Genomic DNA, 15731 nt, shown 5'->3' with positions numbered 1-15731 from the left:
GCGGCGCGCGAGATCGGGCGTGCGAGGCCGTTATAGCCGGCGATCGGTCATGTGATATTCCAGTTCGCCGGCATCATCCTCGCTGATCGTCCAGCCGCGCACCGACTCGCCCGCGCGGTGCACCGCCTCGCGATCGCCGGAGTTGAGATAATGCCAGTCGGGCAATTGTTCGCCGTTGAGGCGCAGCCGATAGGCGCAGGTGCTGGGCAGCCACTCTATCGCGTCGACGTTGCGCATCGACAGGCGCACGCACTCGGAGACATAGGCGTGGCGGTGGCGATAGTTGGAGCATTGCCCGCTGCGCCGATCGAGCAGGCGGCAGGCGACATTGGTGGCGAACAGCTCGTTCGTTTCCTCGTCTTCCAGTTTGTGCAGGCAGCATTTGCCGCAGCCGTCGCACAGCGCCTCCCATTGCGCGCGGTCCAGCTTGTCGAGCGGCGTGTCTTCCCAGAAGCGCGTCATTTCACCCAGCGTTTGATCTCGTTGGCAACCGCCTGTGGCGTGCCGTCCTGCGGCAGCAGCGCCAACGGCTTGCCCTCCGGCGACATCAGATAGGCCTGGCGGCTGTGATCCATCAGATAGCCGTCCGGCGTGCCCTTGCCGCGCTGATAGAAGATCGCGAACTCCTTGGCCACCTTGGCGATTTCCTCCGGCGAGCCGGTGAGGCCGACCATGCGGGGATGAAAGGCGCCGACGAACTGCTTCAGCACCGCAGGCGTATCGCGTTCGGGATCGATCGTAACGAAGATCGGCACGACGCGCTGCGCGAGTGCCGGATCGCTTTTCTCCAGCAGCTTCAGCCCGGCGGCGAGATTCTGCACGTCGACGGGGCACACGTCCGGGCAGAAGGTATAGCCGAAATACATGATGCGGTATTTGCCGGCGAACGCCGTATCGGAGACGCGCTTGCCGTCCTGATCAGTGAGCGTGAAGGCGCCGCCGATGCGGGCGCCCTCCAGCGGCGGCTGTGCCGGGGGCTGCTGGTCGGGCGAGCAGGCAAGAAGGGCGAATGGCGCGAGCCAGGCAAATTGACGGACGTTCATGGCACCGGCAGCCTTGATCTGTTAGGCCGGGCGCCGCAACCATCAGATGGATCGTTTGCCCGTGAAGACGCTCAGCCGCCTGTTTGTACCTGTTTTTCTCCTCGCCGCCCTGCCCGCCGCCGCGCAGCAGCAGTCGCAGGGATACAAGTTTCTTGAAGCCGTTCGTAAGTCGAGCGGCGACGAAGTGGTGAAGATGCTCGACCAGCCCGGGCAGCGCATCGTGAACGCGCGCGATGTCACCACGGGCGAAGGCGCGCTGCACATCGTGGTGAAGCGTGGGGACGCGACCTATCTGCGGTTCCTGCTGGCGCGCGGTGCCGATCCGAACATGCGTGACGGGCGCGGCGACACCCCGCTGCTGCTGGCCGTGCAATACGGGCAGAACGACCTGGTCGACATTCTGGCGACAGCCAAGGCCAATCCGAACCTTGCCAATGGCGGCGGCGAGACGCCGCTGATCCGGGCGGTGCAGAAGCGCGATTTGGCGCTGGTGCGCAGCCTGCTGGCGGCTGGCGCGAACCCGGACCAGACCGACAATATCGCCGGCATGTCCGCGCGCGACTATGCGAATGCGGATGCGCGCTCTCCCGCCATCGCCAAGCTGATCGACGAGAAGCCCAAGCGCGCGGTGCGGGCGGTCGCCGGGCCGCGGATGTAAGCAACGCTGCGGGAGCGCTCGGCTTGATACGGACACCGTGTCCGTTTAGGCGCTATGTATCAGGTGCCTGCCGCGCACCATCTGCCGCGAGTTCATGATGACCGCATCCGAAGGTGCCGAAGACCAGACGCACGACACGCCGGAGGAGGAAGCCTCGGCGCGCAAGCCGATCAGCCGCAAGGCCAAGCTGATCCTCGGGATCGTTGCGCTTGTCGCGCTGATCGCGGGCGGCTGGTGGTTTCTGCGGTATCAAAGCATCGGCAAATATCTGCAGGACACCAACGACGCGCAGATCGCGGCGGACATGGTGACGGTGGCGCCGCGAATCGGCGGCTATGTCGGCGAGGTGTTCGTGGCGGAGAACGAGGACGTGCGCGCCGGCCAGCCGCTGGTGCGCATCGATCCCCGCACCGCCCGCGCGCAGGCGGCGCAGGCCGAGGCGCAGATCGCGGTGGCGGCGGCACAGGCCGATGCGGCGCGGGCGCAGGTGCGCGAACAATATGCCGTGGTGGCGCAGGCGCGCGCGCAATTGGCGGCGGCGCGCGCCAAGGCGGCCTTCGATGCCGGCGAGGTCGCGCGCTATCGCCCGCTGGCGGCGAGTGGCGCAGAGAGCCGCCAGCAGCTTGCCCAGCTGGAAGCGACCGCCGAGCAATCGGCCGACAATGTCCGCGCGCAGGAAGCCGCACTGGCGATGCAGCAGCGCCGCGTCGCGACCTTGCAGGAGCAGGTAGGGCAGGGGCGCGCGCAGGGCGAGGCCGCGCGGGCGCAGCTTGCCGCTGCCAACGTCGATGTCGGTGCGACGCTGCTGCGCGCCGCCAGTGCGGGACGGATCGGCAACAAGACGGTGACGGTGGGGCAGTTCGTGCAGGCGGGCACGCGGCTGATGTCGATCGTGCCGCTCGACAAATTGTACGTCCGCGCCAATTTCAAGGAAACGCAGCTCGCGCTGATGCGGCCGGGGCAACCCGCTACGATCAAGGTCGACGCGCTGGACGGTGTGGAGCTTGCCGGGCGGGTGGAAAGTCAGGCGCCGGGGACGGGCGCGCAATTCTCGATCCTCCCGCCGCAGAATGCGACGGGCAATTTCACCAAGATCACGCAGCGTGTGCCGGTGCGCATCTCCATCCAGGCGACGCCCGCGGCACGGCGGCTGCTGGTGCCGGGCATGTCGGTGACGGTGACGGTGAACACCAAGTCGGCGCGTGACGATCTGGCGCGCATCCGGGCGCAGCAGGAGGCCGTCCGAGAAAGTCAGCGGGCGCGATAAGGTGGCAAGCGCGGCGCCGTCGATGCCTCGTGGAGGCGCAGCGCGGGCGGATGTCGGCGCGTGGCTGGCGGTGGCGGCGGGAACGCTTGGCGCCTTCATGGCGACGCTGGACATCTCCATCGTCAATTCGGCGCTGCCGACGATCCAGGGCGAGATCGGCGCCAGCGGCACGGAAGGCACGTGGATCGCGACCGCTTATCTGGTCGCGGAGATCGTGATCATTCCGATGGCCGCCTGGCTGGAGCGGATGCTGGGGCTGCGCACCTTTCTGCTGCTCGCCGCCGCGCTGTTCACCGGCTTTTCGGTGATCTGCGGTCTCTCCACCAACCTGTCGATGATGATCGTCGGGCGCATCGGGCAGGGTTTCACCGGCGGCGCGATGATCCCGACCGCGCAGACGATCATCGCGCAGCGCCTGCCGCCCGCGCAGCAGCCCGTCGGCATTGCCGCGTTCGGCGTGACGGCGATCCTCGGGCCGGTACTGGGGCCGCTGATCGGCGGGTGGCTGACCGAGAACATCAGCTGGCATTATGCGTTCTTCATCAACGTGCCGATCTGCGCCGTGCTGGTCACGCTGCTGCTGCTCGGGCTGCGGCACGAGCAGTCGCAACTGCACCTGGTCCGCGAGGCGGACTGGCTGGGGATCGTCGGGCTGGCGCTGGGGCTGGGCGGGCTGACGGTGTTCCTGGAGGACGGGCAGCGCGAGCAATGGTTCGACTCCAGCCTGATCCGCTGGATGTTCGTCATCAGCCTGGTCGGCTTTGCGCTCCTGTTCTGGGGGCAGGTGACCGCACGGCGGCCGATTATCAAATTGAAGCTGCTGATCGATCGACAGTTCGGATCGGTCGCGCTGATGGCGATGGTGCTGGGCATGGTGCTGTATGGCACCAGCTACGCCATTCCCCAGTTTCTCGCCGCGCTGGCGGATTACAATGCGTTGCAGGCGGGCAAGGTGGTGCTGCTGTCTGGCCTGCCCAGCCTGTTCCTGATGGCGATCGTCCCCGTGCTGCTGCGCCGTGTCGACATTCGCCTGGCGGTGGGGGCGGGGCTGCTGATCATGGGAAGCTCGTCCCTGCTCGATTCAAGCCTTACGGCACAATCGGCGGGCGGCGACTTCACCGTGTCGCAGCTGATGCGTGGGGTGGGGCAGATCCTGGGCATGTTGTTCCTGAGCCAGGCGGTCGTGCGTTCGGTGCCGCCCGAGGACGCCGGTGACGCGTCCGGCCTGTTCAACGCGGTGCGCAATCTGGGCGGCAGCTTCGCGCTGGCGGGCATCTCGATCCTGCAGGACAAGCGGCTGTATTTTCACAGCCGGCGGCTGGAGGAGACGATGAGCGCCAACAGCCAGTCGGTGCAGGATTACGTCGGATCGCTGGCGCAGGTGGTGGGCGATCAGCAGGCGGGATTGCGGCTGCTGTCGCAGCAGATCCAGGCGGAGGCGCTGGTGATGACGTATAACGATATTTTCTGGATCATGGGGGTGGGCACGCTGGTGGTGTTGCCGCTCGTCCTCTTCCTGCGGCCGCTGCCGACCAACACCGGCCCGGCGATGGTGCATTGATGCGGTGGTCGGTCGCTTTGCTGGCGGTGACGCTGATCGGGGCGTGCACGGTGGGGCCGGACTATAAGGCGCCGCCGGTGGTCGCGGCCGACGCGATTCAGCGCGGCAGCTTCGTGCGCGCGCCCGCTGGCGTTGCCGATGCAGCGCCGGGACTCGCGCGGTGGTGGGAGGCGCTGGGCGACAAGCGGCTCGATGCGCTGGTGGCGGATGCGCTGGCGCATAGCCCGACGCTGGATCAGGCAGCGGCGCGGATCCGCGAGGCGGAGGCGCAGCTGCGCCAGCAACGCAGCGCGCAGCTGCCGAGCGCGAGCGCGATGGGCACCGTGATCTATGCCGACCTGCCCGGGGTCGCACTGGGCAATGCGCAGGGGCAGAGCGGCGCCACACAGGGGGGCGGCGCTGGTCAGGCGGGTGCCGGGCAAAGCGGCGGTGGGGGCACGGCGCTCGAATTCTACAATGCCGGCCTCAACATATCATGGGAACTCGATCTGTTCGGCGGCGTGCGGCGCGGGGTGGAGCAGGCGCGCGCCACCGCGGCGGCGCGGGTGGCGGACCTTGCCGACGCGCAGGTCTCGCTCTCCGCGCAGGTGGCACAGGCCTATGTTGCGCTGCGCGACGTTCAGGAGCGGCTGCGGCTGAACGCCGCGTCGGTCAGCCTGCAACAGCAGCAGCTTGCGCTGATGCGCCAGCGCGTCGCGCGGGGCACCGCCTCGCAGTTACAGCTGGAACGATTGCAGAACCAGCTGGAGAACACCACGGCCGAAGGCGTGCCGCTGAACGCGCAGCGCGACGAGCAACTGAACCTGCTGGCGGTGCTGACCGGGCGGGCGCCTGGGGCGCTCGATGCGGACCTGTCGCGGCCGGTGCCGGTGCCGCTGCCGCCCGCGCGCGTGCCGATCGGCGATCCCGCCGCGCTGATCGCCCAGCGGCCGGACATACGCGCGGCGGAGCGGCAGCTCGCGGCGGCGACGGCGGGTGTCGGCGTGAAGAAGGCAAAGGAGCTGCCAGGGCTGAGCTTCATGGGGTTGCTCGGGCTGGGCGGGACGACGGCGGGCGACATCTTCGATCTCGGCAATCTGACGACGCTGGTGGCGCCGTCGCTGAATTGGTCGCTGCTCGATTTCGGTCGGGCGCGTGCGGCGACGCGGGCGGCGGAGGCGCAGCGCGATGCGGCGGATGCCGCGTACCGCCAGGCGGTGTTGCAGGCGTTGCAGGAGACGGAGACGGCGCTATCACGCTTTGGCAGCACGCGGGCGCAGCTTGGCGTGCTCGCGCGCGCTGCGGGCACGGCAAAGCGGGCGGCGGCGCTCAATCAGCAGCGCGTGGCGGCGGGCACGACGACGCTGATCGACCAGCTGGACGTGGAGCGACAGCGGATCGGCGCGGAATTGGCAGTCGCGCAGGCCAAGGCACAGCTGACGCAAAGCTTTATCGCGGTGAACAAGGCGCTGGGGCTGGGGTGGCAGGCCGCGCCGCTCAGCGCGGACGCAGCCCGCCGAACACCAGGCGAAGCGCCTCGTTGAGCTGATCCGTCACTTCTTCCTCACTGAGGAAGGGGAGCATGACGATGCTGGCCATGCGCGCGGCCAGGACCACGTCACGCGCGGTGATGGCAGGCCCGATCTCGCCACGCTGCCGGGCCGCGACCACCGCGGGTTCAAGGATGCGGGCGAAGCGCTCGCCCAGCGCTTGCCACGCGGCTCGGTTCGTCTCGTCCAGCTGCAGGTCGGCGGCGATCCGGGCGAACAGCGACGAGGCGACTGCGCCGTCGCGCACGAAATCGAGCAGGATGTCGATCAACGGCCGCGCGGGATCGATGCCGCGTTCCAGCTGATCGGTTTCCTGTTCAAGGATGGCGAGCACCAGCGCTTCGCGATCCTTGAAGTTACGATACAAGGTGCCGCGGCCAACGCCGGCACGCTCGGCAATCGTGTCCAGCGGCACACGATAGCCCTCTTGCGTGAAGCAATGCACCGCCGCGGCGATCAGCGCGGCGCGGCGTGCCTGCGCATCGCGTCTCGGTGCACGGCGCTTGCGGCTCTGTGGCTCTGCGCTCTCCATGCCGCGCATCAAAGCACATCCGGCCGGGATTGTCGCGGCGCTGTTTGGCCACGATGATGATTTTGCCGGCTGATCCCGGTACGTTACTGGGGACGCGAGGGGCAGGAGAACAATGGCGTTGGAACACGAGAGCCGGGCCGACCTGTCGCACCTGAAGAAGGTGGTGAGCGCCTCCATGGCGGGCACGATCGTCGAATGGTACGAATTCTTCCTCTACGGCACCGCCGCCACGTTGGTCTTCGGCAAGCTGTTCTTTCCGCAAACGGGCAACAACCTCGACGGCATCATCGCCGCCTTCGCCACCTATGCCGTGGGCTTCATCGCGCGGCCGCTGGGCGGGGTGGTGTTCGGGCATATAGGCGATCGGATCGGGCGCAAGTCGCTGCTGCAATTCAGCCTGATACTGATCGGCGCCTCCACATTCCTGATGGGCTGCCTGCCCGGCTTCGAGGCGATCGGCTATTGGGCGCCGGCGCTGCTGGTGACGCTGCGCTTCATCCAGGGCTTTGCGCTGGGCGGCGAGTGGGGCGGTGCGGTGCTGCTGGTGACCGAGCATAGCCCCAATAAGAGCCGGGCGTTCTGGGGCAGCTTTCCGCAGGCCGGCGTGCCGCTTGGCAATGTGCTGGCGACGATCGTGCTGCTGGTCCTGTCGACATTTCTGACCGAAGAGGCGTTCCTTGCCTGGGGCTGGCGCGTCGCCTTCTGGCTGTCGGTCATCATCATCGCGATCGGCTATTACATCCGCACGCAGGTGAGCGATTCGCCGCTGTTCCATGCCGCGCGCGAAGAAGCGGCGCGCCGCGATGAGGCTGGGCATGGCGTGGTGGAGGTGTTTCGCCGCTACCCGCGGGGCGTGTTTACCGCCATGGCGCTGCGCTTCGGCGAGAACATCCTGTATTACATGGTGGTCACCTTCTCGATCACCTATCTGGCGTATCGCGGCATCGCGACCAGCCGCATCCTGGGGCTGCTGTTCATCGGCCATTTGCTGCATGTGGTGGTGATCCCGCTCGCCGGCTGGGCGGCGGACAGGGTGGGACGGCGGCCGACCTATCTGCTTGGTGCCGCGCTAGCGATCGCCTGGCCGTTCGCGGCCTTTCCGATGTTCGATACCGGCGACACCGCGACCATGCTTGCCGCGATCATGGCCGGGCTGGTGGTGCACGGCATCATGTATGCGCCACAGCCGGCGATCATGGCCGAGATGTTTCCGACGCGGATGCGCTATTCGGGTGTGTCGCTCGGTTATCAGGTCACGGCGATCGTCGCGGGAAGCTGGGCACCGCTGATCGGCGCGACGATGCTGCGCGCCTATGACGACTGGCTGCCGCTGGCCATATACGTGAGCGCGAGCGCGGCGGTGAGCCTGGGCGCCGCGCTGGTGATGCGCGAAAGCCGGGGCGTGTCGCTTCAGGCGCTCGACGAAGCGGACCGGCGGCGGCTGGCGGCGTAGCGACGCGTCAGAGCGCCGCTTCCGCATCCGCCACGGCCCGACCACTGTTCTCGCGCTGACGGCGCAGGCGCAGGCCAATGAACAGTACCACGGGCCAGAACAGGGTGTTGGCGGTATCGCCGATCGTATCGGGCCAACGCCACGAGCCGTGGTTGTAGCGATCGATACATTCGTTGAGCGTCTGGAGCGCGACGACACACAGGAGCGGGATTGGCGTCGCGAGTGAGCGGCGCGTGATCAGACGCGCGAGGATCAGCACCAGCATGCCGCCGTGGACGTGCAACAGCGCATCGCCACCGCTTTCGAACCAAGTGCCGACAAAGTTCTTCATCGCGACATAATCCATGGCGCTCCGCTTAGCGGCTGGATCGGACCGGTGCCATCCGCTGCTTCCTTCCATCGAGCCGCTGCTGGCGCCATGTCGATCGGAAAAGCGGGGCCGATATGGTGGCTCGCGAACCCGCCCGCGCGCTGATAGCAAGGGGCGGGGACATAGGGGGGGACGCATGCGGGTTGCAGGTTTTTCGGTGCTGCTGGCGGGCGCGCTGGCCAGCCAGACGGCGGCGCAATCGTTGCGCGATGGCGCTGCCACCGGGGCCAAGGCGCAGAGTGCCCGAACGACAGCGCGCGACGTGCTCTATGCTCCCGCGCCAGCGTGGGTGATCGCGCCGCCGAGCGCGACCGACGCGCCGCTGCCGCCGGGCGCGCCGCTGCGGGTCATCTATTCGGATACGCAGGCGCGGATCACCGCGGGGGTGCAGGAGGAATATCAGGCCTGGCGCATGAAGCTGCTGTCGCCCGAGGGGCTGGCGGCTGGCAATATCGCGATCACCTGGTCGCCCGCCAATGAAGAGATGATTGTTCATCGGCTGGTGATCATCCGCGGCGGGCAGACGATCGACGTGATCGGCGCGCAGAAGTTCGCGGTGATCCAGCGCGAGAACGATCTGGAGCAATCCATGCTCTACGGCGACCTCACCGCGACCTTGCAGGCGGCGGGATTGCAGGTCGGGGACGAGCTGGAATTCGCCGCGACCAAGCGGCGGCGTGGCGTGGTGCCGGTGGATGCGGCAGACGGCTTCCAGCAATTTCCGATGATCGGGATACGCGGCGCTTACCGGCTGCGCGTGCTGGCCGACAAGAACGTGCCGGTGGCGTATCGCAGCACGGGCGACCTGCCCGAGCCGGTGGTGCGCGATCTCGGCGACCAGACCGAGCGGCTATACCTGCTGACCGATCCGGCGAGTGCGACGCTGCCCGAGCAGGCCCCGGTGCGCTATCTCATCAACCGGCTGGTGCAGTTCAGCGGCTATGCCGACTGGCAGACGCTGTCGCGCGGCTTTGCCGATTCTTACACCCAGGCAGCGGCGCTGGCACCCAATTCGCCGATCCGCGCCGAGGCGCAGCGTATTGCGGCGGAAACGAGCGATCCGGCGCGCCGCGTGGAGGCGGCGCTGCGGCTGGTGCAGGACCGCATCCGCTACGTCTATGTCGGGCTGGACGGCGGCAATTACCGCCCGGCTAATGCCGACGAGACGTGGAGCCGCAAGTTCGGTGACTGCAAAGGCAAGACCGCGCTGCTGATCGCGCTGCTCCGCGAGATGGGGATCGCGGCCGAGCCGGTGCTGGTGGCGAGCAAGGGCGGCGATGGGATCAACGAGCGGTTGCCGACGCCTGCGATGTTCGACCATGTGGTGGTGCGCGCCACGGTGAATGGCGCGCCCGTATGGCTGGACGGTACGCGGCTGGGCGATCGTACGCTCGCCGCGCTGGAGGCGCCACTGTCGCGCTGGGTATTGCCGCTGCGCGCCGACGGTGCGGCGCTGGAGGCACTGGTATTTCCCGCGCCGCGGCTGCCGAACCGGATCGAGGTGGTCGACATCGATGCCTCGGCGGGGTTCGATCAGCCGGGCCGCTATCGCATCCAGCAGACGCTGCGCGGCGATGAGATCTACGGCGTTCGCGCACAGCTCGCGGGGGTGGCGGCGAGCGACGCGGACAAGATGCTGACGGCCTATTGGCGGCAGCAATATCCCGCAGTGGAGGCGAGCCGCACCAGCTGGCGCTTCGACGAGGACAATCGCCTGCTCGTCCTAGGACTCGAAGGCGAGGGCAAGGTCGATTGGGAGGGCGATGCCAAGGGGGGGCACACGCATTATCTGTTCGGCGGCGGCTTTCCCCCGCCAAGCGAGCTGAAGCGCCCGAAGGATCAGCCGCAGGACGTGCCCTATGCCAACGATTATCCGGCATTCTCCTGTTATGCGACGACGGTGAAGGTGCCGCCGGCGGGCAAGGGATTTCGCTGGTCCTATTCCGCCAAGCCGATGGATCGCACGCTGGGCGGAATCGCCTACTGGCGCATCTCGTTGTTCGACGGGCAGGTCGCGCGCATGGTGAAGAGCCGCCGCGTCGTGGCGCCGGAGATCAGCGCGGCAGAAGCGGCGGCCCTTAACGCGGCGATTTCCGGGTTCGACAACAACAAATCCTATGTCTGGGAGGTGGCCGGCAAGGGCGGCACGGTGGCGGCGGACGCCACCAGCCGGTTCGGCAGTTTTGCCGATTTCGCCGGTGCCGCGCCGCCATGTCAGAGCCAGGTCGGTACGGTGACGGCAGCGGCGGCGAACTAACGGGCTGCGCCGGGTGGGTGGTTCGCGCTAGGGGCGGGGCATGGAAATGCGCGCCGATCCCAACGCCGCCACGCCACCTGGCGGGCCGACCTACGCCAGCTATCTGCGGCTCGACGAGCTGCTCGCGTGCCAGACACCCTTGTCCGACACGCATGACGAACTGCTGTTCATCGTCATCCACCAAGCGTCCGAATTGTGGATGAAATTGTGCCTGCACGAACTGACGGCGGCGCGCACCGCGATCGCCGAGGATCGGCTCGACACCGCGTTCAAGATGATGGCGCGGGTGGCGCGGGTGCAGCAGCAGCTGATCGGCAGCTGGGAGACCCTGGCGACGATCACCCCGGCCGATTATTCCGCGATGCGTGGGAAGCTGGGCGCGAGCTCCGGTTTCCAGTCGCAGCAATATCGCGCGATGGAATTCCTGATGGGCAACAAGAACGCCGCGATGATCGCAGTGTTCGACGATGCGCCGCATCTGCAGGCACTGCTGCGCGATGCCCTGGCGCAGCCGAGCATCTATGACGAGGCGCTGCGGGCGCTGTCGCGCGCCGGGCTGCCGGTGCCGGAGGACCAGCTGAACCGCGACGTGACGCAGCCCTATGTCGCCTCGGCGGGTGTGGAGGCATGCTGGCGCACGGTCTATGCCGCGCCCGAGCGATACTGGAACCTGTACGAGCTGGCGGAAAAGCTCGTCGATCTGGAATATCGCTTTCAGTTGTGGCGTTTCGGCCATCTGAAGACGGTGGAACGGGTGATCGGGTTCAAGCGTGGTACGGGCGGCACGGCAGGCGTGCCGTATCTTGCACGGGTGATCGACCAGGTGTTCTTTCCCGAATTGCTGACCGTAAGGGCGGTGCTGTGAGCGGCTGGACGACGCTGGCCGAGGCGCAGACGATGGATGCGGCCGATCCGCTGCGTGCGTACCGCGACCGCTTCACGCTGCCGGAGGGGCTGATCTATCTCGACGGCAATTCGCTTGGCGCGCTGCCGCGTGCCACGCCCGCGCGGGTGGCAGCGGCGGTCGAGGCGCAATGGGGCCACGATCTGATCGCCAGCTGGAACAAGCATGGCTGGATCGAGGCGCCGGTGCGGCTGGGCGCGCGCATCGCACCGCTGATCGGGGCGGGCGCGGACGAGGTGATCGTCGCCGATTCGACCTCGGCCAACCTGTTCAAGCTGATCGTCGCGGCGTGCCAGGCGCAGCCCGATCGCACGACGATCCTGACCGAGCCGGGCAATTTCCCAACCGACCTGTACATCGCGCAAGGGATCGCTGACCTGCTGCCCGGGCGGCAGGTGCGCACCGTGCCGGTGGGTGAGATCGCGGCGGCGATCGACGGCGACACCGCGGTCGTGATGCTGACGCATGTGCACTACAAGACAGGTGCGATGCTCGACATGGCGTCGCTGACTATGGCGGCGCATGCCAAGGGCGCGCTGATCCTGTGGGATCTCAGCCACAGCGTTGGCGCGGTGCCGGTGGATCTGGTCGGTTGCGACGCGGACATGGCGGTCGGCTGTGGGTATAAATATCTGAACGGCGGGCCGGGTGCACCCGCCTTCCTGTATGTCGCTGGGCGGCTGCACGGGCGGCTCCGCTCGCCGATGACGGGCTGGATGGGTCATCGCGCGCCGTTCGATTTCGGCGACGATTACGCGCCGGGCGAGGGCATGGCGCCATTCCTGTGCGGCACGCCGCCGATCCTCGGCATGGCGGCGCTGGATGCGGGACTCGATACGTTCGACGGCGTGAGCATGGCCGAGGTGACGGCGAAGAGCCGGTCGCTGAGCGCGCTGCTGATCGCAGGGATCGAGCAGCGGTGCGCGGGTGCGGGCTTTACGCTGGTGACGCCGCGCGATCCGGCGACGCGCGGCAGCCATGTCAGCGTGGCGCATCCCCATGCGTGGGAAGTGTGCCAGGCGCTGATCGCGCGCGGCGTGGTCGGTGACTTCCGTGCGCCGGAGGTGCTGCGGCTGGGCCTGACGCCGCTCTATACGTCGCACGAGGATGTGTGGCGTGCGGTGGAGATGATCGCCGAGGTGATGGAGACCGAGGCGTGGCGTGACCCGGCCTATGCCGAGCGTGCGGCGGTGACGTGATAGGGCTTCGCTACCTGTAAAGCCCGTGCGTAGAAGCTAGTCGGGCAACGCCTTGATCAGATCGGCCTTGTTCATGGTCGAGCGGCCCTTGATGTCACGGGCGCGGGCCATGTCCATCAGCTCGGCCCTGGTGAGATCGGCGTCGGCGTGGCGGAAGGGTGCGGTTTTGCGCGCGACGTCATCCGGCTGGGCGGAATGCTGCTTGCCCTTCTTTGTGTCGCGGCGCTTCTTGGCGGTGGTGCGGGCGTATTCCTCGCTGGTCAGCGCGTCGCGTGCTTTCTTCGGGAGGTAGCGCTCGCCGGTGTCCTCGCTCTTCTTGCCCGAGCGGGTGCCCCATTTCTCCTCGCTCCACTGGTGAAGGCTGTTGTCGGCATCCTTCTTGCCGCGATAACCGCCGCCGGCTTTCTTGTATTCGGCAACCGCCAGCTGTGCCTTGCGCGCGGACCATTCACCCTTGTGACCGCCCTTGTCGCCGGCGGTCACCCTGGCCTTCACCTTTTCCCACAATTCGGGATCGTCGCGGTCGGCGGTCTCGCTCACCGGGTGGTCTCCTAAGGGGCGAGGCGTTCCGCCTGCGCTTCGGCGAGGATCACCGCGAACAGGCCGTCGGGATCGGTCCATTCGGCGACCGGCGTCCAGCCGCCGGCGCGCAGCAGGATGCGGGCATCGCGAGGCCCGTATTTGTGGCTGTTTTCGGTATGGATCGTCTCGCCCGCCGTGATCGAGAAGGGGCGTTCCTCGACCTCGAACGACACGTCGCGCGTCGCCTCCAGATGCATTTCGATGCGCGCGCGGTCGTCGTTCCAGATCGCGCGGTGGCGAAAGGCGTCGAGCGGGATGGTGCCTTCGAGTTCGCGGTTGATGCGCGCCAGCAGGTTGCAGTTGAAGGCGGCAGTGACGCCCGCGGCATCGTCATAGGCGGGGACGAGCACCGAAGGATCCTTGATCCGATCCATGCCGATGATGAGGCGGCTGCCCTCGCCGAGCGAGCCGCGCATCGCGCGTAGCAGGTCAACCGCGGGGCGCGGCATCAGGTTGCCGATCGTCGAGCCGGGGAAGAAGCCGATCTTGGGCGTGCTTTCGATGGTGCGCGGAAGATCGACGAGGCGGGTGAAGTCGGCCTCGAACGGCAGCACCAGCATGTTCGGGTAGCGATCGGACACGACGCGCGAGGATTCGCGCAGCATGTCGCCGGAAATGTCGATCGGCACATAAGCGCTCGGCTGGATCGCATCGATCACTAGCGGCGTCTTGGTCGAGGAACCGGAGCCGAACTCAACCAGCGCCGCGCCGGGCGCAACATGGCGCGCGAGGTCGGAGCCGATCTGTTCCAGCAGCGCGGTTTCGGTGCGCGTCGGATAATATTCGGGCAGGCGGGTGATATCCTCGAACAGATCCGAGCCGCGGCGATCGTAGAACCAGCGCGCGGGGATGGCGCGCGGGCGCAGCGTGAGGCCGTTCAGCACGTCGGCACGGAATTGCGGATCGGCGAGGGACGCCTGGCCGTCCTCCATTTCCTGCTTCAGCATCCTTATCCTTCCTGGTCGTCCCGTCGTCGTCGCGAATGCGCCGCGCGGGATGGTGTCAGCGATCCTGCGCCAGCCGAACGCCGGTGAATTGCCAGCGCTGGTGGGGGTAGAAGAAATTCCGATAGCAGGCGCGCGCATGGCCGCGCGGCGTCGCGCAGGAGCCGCCGCGCAGCACGAACTGCCCGTTCATGAACTTGCCGTTATATTCGCCAACCGCACCGTCGGCCGGCGCGAAGCCGGGATAGGGGCGATAGGCGCTGCCCGTCCATTCCCACACGTCGCCAAAGAAGGCGGGGCCGCCGGCGGCGGGGCGCGGCTCGACCGGGCCGGCGGCATCGAGCTGATTGCCGCCATGCGCATCATGGCGGGCGGCGGCGTTTTCCCATTCCGCCTCGGTCGGCAGGCGTGCGCCGGCCCAGCTGGCATAGGCGTCCGCCTCGTAGAAGCTGACATGCGTGACCGGCGCGGCGGGATCGACGGGGCGGCGGCCGTCGAGGCCGAAGCGGGTCCAGACGCCGTCGCGCTGTTCCCAATAGAGCGGCGCCTCGATCCGCTCGCGCTGCACCCAGGCCCAGCCATCGGATAGCCACCAGCGCGGCTCACGATAGCCGCCTTCGGCGATGAACTGCTGCCACTCGCCGTTGGTCACGGTTCGATCGGCGATCGCGTGCGGCGCGAGCAAGCTGCGGTGCCGCGGCCCTTCACAATCGAAGGCGAAACCGCGGCCGTCGTGACCGATTTCCACCACTTGTTCGTCCTGATCGATCCAGCCGATTGCGGCAGGCATCGCCACCGGCACCTTGGGCGCGGCGGGCCAGATTGCCGGCTCCAGCGGATTTTCGGAGAACAGGTGCAGGATGTCGGTGATCAGCAGTTCCTGATGCTGCTGCTCGTGATGGCAGCCGAGCGTCACGAGGTCGCGCACATCGTCAGCGAGCGTCGGCAGCGCGGCGACAACGGCGGCGTTCACCGCCGCGCGATAATCCAATACCTCCGCCAAGGTCGGGCGGGTCACCATGCCACGCCGGCCGCGTGCATGACGCCGGCCTTCCGCCTCGTAATAGCTGTTGAACAGAAAGGGAAAGCGCGGGTCGTGCAGGCGGTAGCCGGGCACGTGATCGCGCAGAATAAAGGTTTCGAAAAACCAGGTGGTGTGCGCCAGATGCCATTTCGCGGGGGAGGCATCGTCCATCGACTGGACGGTTGCATCGGCATCGCTGAGTGGTGCGGCGAGCGCCTCGCTCAAGCCGCGAACATCGGAAAACAGGGTGGTCAGGTCATCAGCGCTGGCTGACTTGCGTTGTTCCATCTGGCGAGAGCCCTCCCTCCTTGATCGCACGCAGCGGACACGCACGCGCGCGAGGACAGGAGACGGCGGGCCGCCCCACAGCCATCCGCTAGCCTCGACCAACGCATAACGATCAACCGT

General features: G+C 67.5%; 15 protein-coding genes. 8 read left to right on the top strand and 7 right to left on the bottom strand.

The genetic code is table 11. The features are described from left to right. Positions 1 to 30: 30 nt before the first annotated feature. Together SPDO_RS09820 and SPDO_RS09815 are read right to left on the bottom strand one after the other, a co-directional pair. Entirely contained in the window at positions 31 to 462 is a 432-nt protein-coding gene (locus tag SPDO_RS09820; RefSeq protein ID WP_211280042.1) for a YcgN family cysteine cluster protein, read from the bottom strand. Beyond that, entirely contained in the window at positions 459 to 1043 is a 585-nt protein-coding gene (locus SPDO_RS09815) for an SCO family protein (protein WP_088367294.1), read from the bottom strand. The genes SPDO_RS09820 and SPDO_RS09815 overlap by 4 nt, the downstream gene beginning before the upstream one ends. A 46-nt stretch (positions 1044 to 1089) precedes the next feature. On the opposite strand from SPDO_RS09815, the gene SPDO_RS09810 reads away from it, so the two are divergent. From SPDO_RS09810 to SPDO_RS09795, 4 genes are all read left to right on the top strand, one after another. After that, positions 1090 to 1701, top strand: coding sequence for an ankyrin repeat domain-containing protein (locus SPDO_RS09810; protein ID WP_088367293.1), 612 nt, complete (start codon positions 1090 to 1092; stop codon positions 1699 to 1701). Between the two features lie 94 nt (positions 1702 to 1795). Continuing rightward, entirely contained in the window at positions 1796 to 2968 is a 1173-nt protein-coding gene (locus tag SPDO_RS09805; protein WP_211280041.1) for an HlyD family secretion protein, read from the top strand. A 22-nt stretch (positions 2969 to 2990) separates the two neighbouring features. Next, positions 2991 to 4529, top strand: a complete 1539-nt coding sequence (locus tag SPDO_RS09800; RefSeq protein WP_088367489.1) for an MDR family MFS transporter — start codon at positions 2991 to 2993, stop codon at positions 4527 to 4529. Further along, positions 4529 to 6052, top strand: a complete 1524-nt coding sequence (locus SPDO_RS09795; protein WP_088367292.1) for an efflux transporter outer membrane subunit — start codon at positions 4529 to 4531, stop codon at positions 6050 to 6052. The genes SPDO_RS09800 and SPDO_RS09795 overlap by 1 nt, the downstream gene beginning before the upstream one ends. On the opposite strand, the gene SPDO_RS09790 is transcribed toward SPDO_RS09795, so the two are convergent. Further along, positions 6006 to 6767 (bottom strand): TetR/AcrR family transcriptional regulator, encoded by a 762-nt coding sequence (locus SPDO_RS09790; protein ID WP_088367291.1) that lies wholly within the window; start codon positions 6765 to 6767, stop codon positions 6006 to 6008. The genes SPDO_RS09795 and SPDO_RS09790 overlap by 47 nt on opposite strands. Between SPDO_RS09790 and SPDO_RS09785 the strand changes: the two genes are divergently transcribed. Then, the gene (locus SPDO_RS09785; RefSeq protein WP_211280040.1) at positions 6703 to 8043 is read left to right on the top strand and encodes an MFS transporter; all 1341 of its coding nucleotides are present in this window, start codon (positions 6703 to 6705) and stop codon (positions 8041 to 8043) included. The two genes, SPDO_RS09790 and SPDO_RS09785, sit on opposite strands and share 65 nt — an antisense overlap. A gap of 7 nt (positions 8044 to 8050) precedes the next feature. Here the strand turns inward: SPDO_RS09785 and SPDO_RS09780 are convergent, their stop codons facing one another. Then, positions 8051 to 8389, bottom strand: coding sequence for a hypothetical protein (locus SPDO_RS09780; RefSeq protein WP_088367289.1), 339 nt, complete (start codon positions 8387 to 8389; stop codon positions 8051 to 8053). A gap of 160 nt (positions 8390 to 8549) precedes the next feature. On the opposite strand from SPDO_RS09780, the gene SPDO_RS09775 reads away from it, so the two are divergent. Genes SPDO_RS09775 through kynU form a run of 3 tightly spaced genes read left to right on the top strand, consistent with a single transcriptional unit; the run spans position 8550 to position 12773 of the window. Beyond that, positions 8550 to 10670: a DUF3857 domain-containing transglutaminase family protein gene (locus SPDO_RS09775; RefSeq protein ID WP_158212172.1), complete on the top strand. Its 2121-nt coding sequence runs from the start codon at positions 8550 to 8552 to the stop codon at positions 10668 to 10670. A gap of 40 nt (positions 10671 to 10710) precedes the next feature. Continuing rightward, entirely contained in the window at positions 10711 to 11535 is an 825-nt protein-coding gene (locus SPDO_RS09770; RefSeq protein ID WP_245829356.1) for a tryptophan 2,3-dioxygenase, read from the top strand. Between the two features lie 32 nt (positions 11536 to 11567). Next, on the top strand, positions 11568 to 12773 hold the full coding sequence (gene kynU / locus SPDO_RS09765) for a kynureninase (RefSeq protein ID WP_088367487.1): 1206 nt from the start codon (positions 11568 to 11570) through the stop codon (positions 12771 to 12773). Positions 12774 to 12809: 36 nt separating this feature from the next. On the opposite strand, the gene SPDO_RS09760 is transcribed toward kynU, so the two are convergent. From SPDO_RS09760 to egtB, 3 genes are read right to left on the bottom strand one after another with little or no spacing between them, the layout of a single operon-like run. After that, on the bottom strand, positions 12810 to 13313 hold the full coding sequence (locus tag SPDO_RS09760) for a hypothetical protein (protein ID WP_088367287.1): 504 nt from the start codon (positions 13311 to 13313) through the stop codon (positions 12810 to 12812). Positions 13314 to 13324: 11 nt separating this feature from the next. Beyond that, positions 13325 to 14302, bottom strand: coding sequence for an L-histidine N(alpha)-methyltransferase (egtD, locus tag SPDO_RS09755; RefSeq protein ID WP_088367286.1), 978 nt, complete (start codon positions 14300 to 14302; stop codon positions 13325 to 13327). Positions 14303 to 14357: 55 nt separating this feature from the next. After that, the gene (egtB, locus tag SPDO_RS09750) at positions 14358 to 15611 is read right to left on the bottom strand and encodes an ergothioneine biosynthesis protein EgtB (protein ID WP_088367285.1); all 1254 of its coding nucleotides are present in this window, start codon (positions 15609 to 15611) and stop codon (positions 14358 to 14360) included. Between the last annotated feature and the right edge of the window lie 120 nt (positions 15612 to 15731).

Source organism: Sphingomonas dokdonensis (genome assembly GCF_002197685.1).
In the GTDB taxonomy this organism is placed as follows: Bacteria; Pseudomonadota; Alphaproteobacteria; order Sphingomonadales; family Sphingomonadaceae; genus Sphingomonas; species Sphingomonas dokdonensis.
Note: the sequence above shows the minus strand (reverse complement) of the source record. Positions and strands in the feature narration are given on the sequence as shown.

Bases quoted from the DNA above. Each gene is read 5' to 3' on its own strand.
- SPDO_RS09780 (WP_088367289.1), bottom strand. From the start codon at position 8,389: ATGGATTATGTCGCGATGAAGAACTTTGTCGGCACTTGGTTCGAAAGC.
- SPDO_RS09800 (WP_088367489.1), top strand. From the start codon at position 2,991: ATGCCTCGTGGAGGCGCAGCGCGGGCGGATGTCGGCGCGTGGCTGGCG.
- SPDO_RS09810 (WP_088367293.1), top strand. From the start codon at position 1,090: ATGGATCGTTTGCCCGTGAAGACGCTCAGCCGCCTGTTTGTACCTGTT.
- egtD (WP_088367286.1), bottom strand. From the start codon at position 14,302: ATGCTGAAGCAGGAAATGGAGGACGGCCAGGCGTCCCTCGCCGATCCG.
- SPDO_RS09805 (WP_211280041.1), top strand. From the start codon at position 1,796: ATGATGACCGCATCCGAAGGTGCCGAAGACCAGACGCACGACACGCCG.
- egtB (WP_088367285.1), bottom strand. From the start codon at position 15,611: ATGGAACAACGCAAGTCAGCCAGCGCTGATGACCTGACCACCCTGTTT.
- kynU (WP_088367487.1), top strand. From the start codon at position 11,568: ATGGATGCGGCCGATCCGCTGCGTGCGTACCGCGACCGCTTCACGCTG.
- SPDO_RS09815 (WP_088367294.1), bottom strand. From the start codon at position 1,043: ATGAACGTCCGTCAATTTGCCTGGCTCGCGCCATTCGCCCTTCTTGCC.
- SPDO_RS09775 (WP_158212172.1), top strand. From the start codon at position 8,550: ATGCGGGTTGCAGGTTTTTCGGTGCTGCTGGCGGGCGCGCTGGCCAGC.
- SPDO_RS09785 (WP_211280040.1), top strand. From the start codon at position 6,703: ATGGCGTTGGAACACGAGAGCCGGGCCGACCTGTCGCACCTGAAGAAG.
- SPDO_RS09790 (WP_088367291.1), bottom strand. From the start codon at position 6,767: ATGGAGGCGCTCACCACCTTCTTCAGGTGCGACAGGTCGGCCCGGCTC.
- SPDO_RS09795 (WP_088367292.1), top strand. From the start codon at position 4,529: ATGCGGTGGTCGGTCGCTTTGCTGGCGGTGACGCTGATCGGGGCGTGC.
- SPDO_RS09770 (WP_245829356.1), top strand. From the start codon at position 10,711: ATGGAAATGCGCGCCGATCCCAACGCCGCCACGCCACCTGGCGGGCCG.
- SPDO_RS09820 (WP_211280042.1), bottom strand. From the start codon at position 462: ATGACGCGCTTCTGGGAAGACACGCCGCTCGACAAGCTGGACCGCGCG.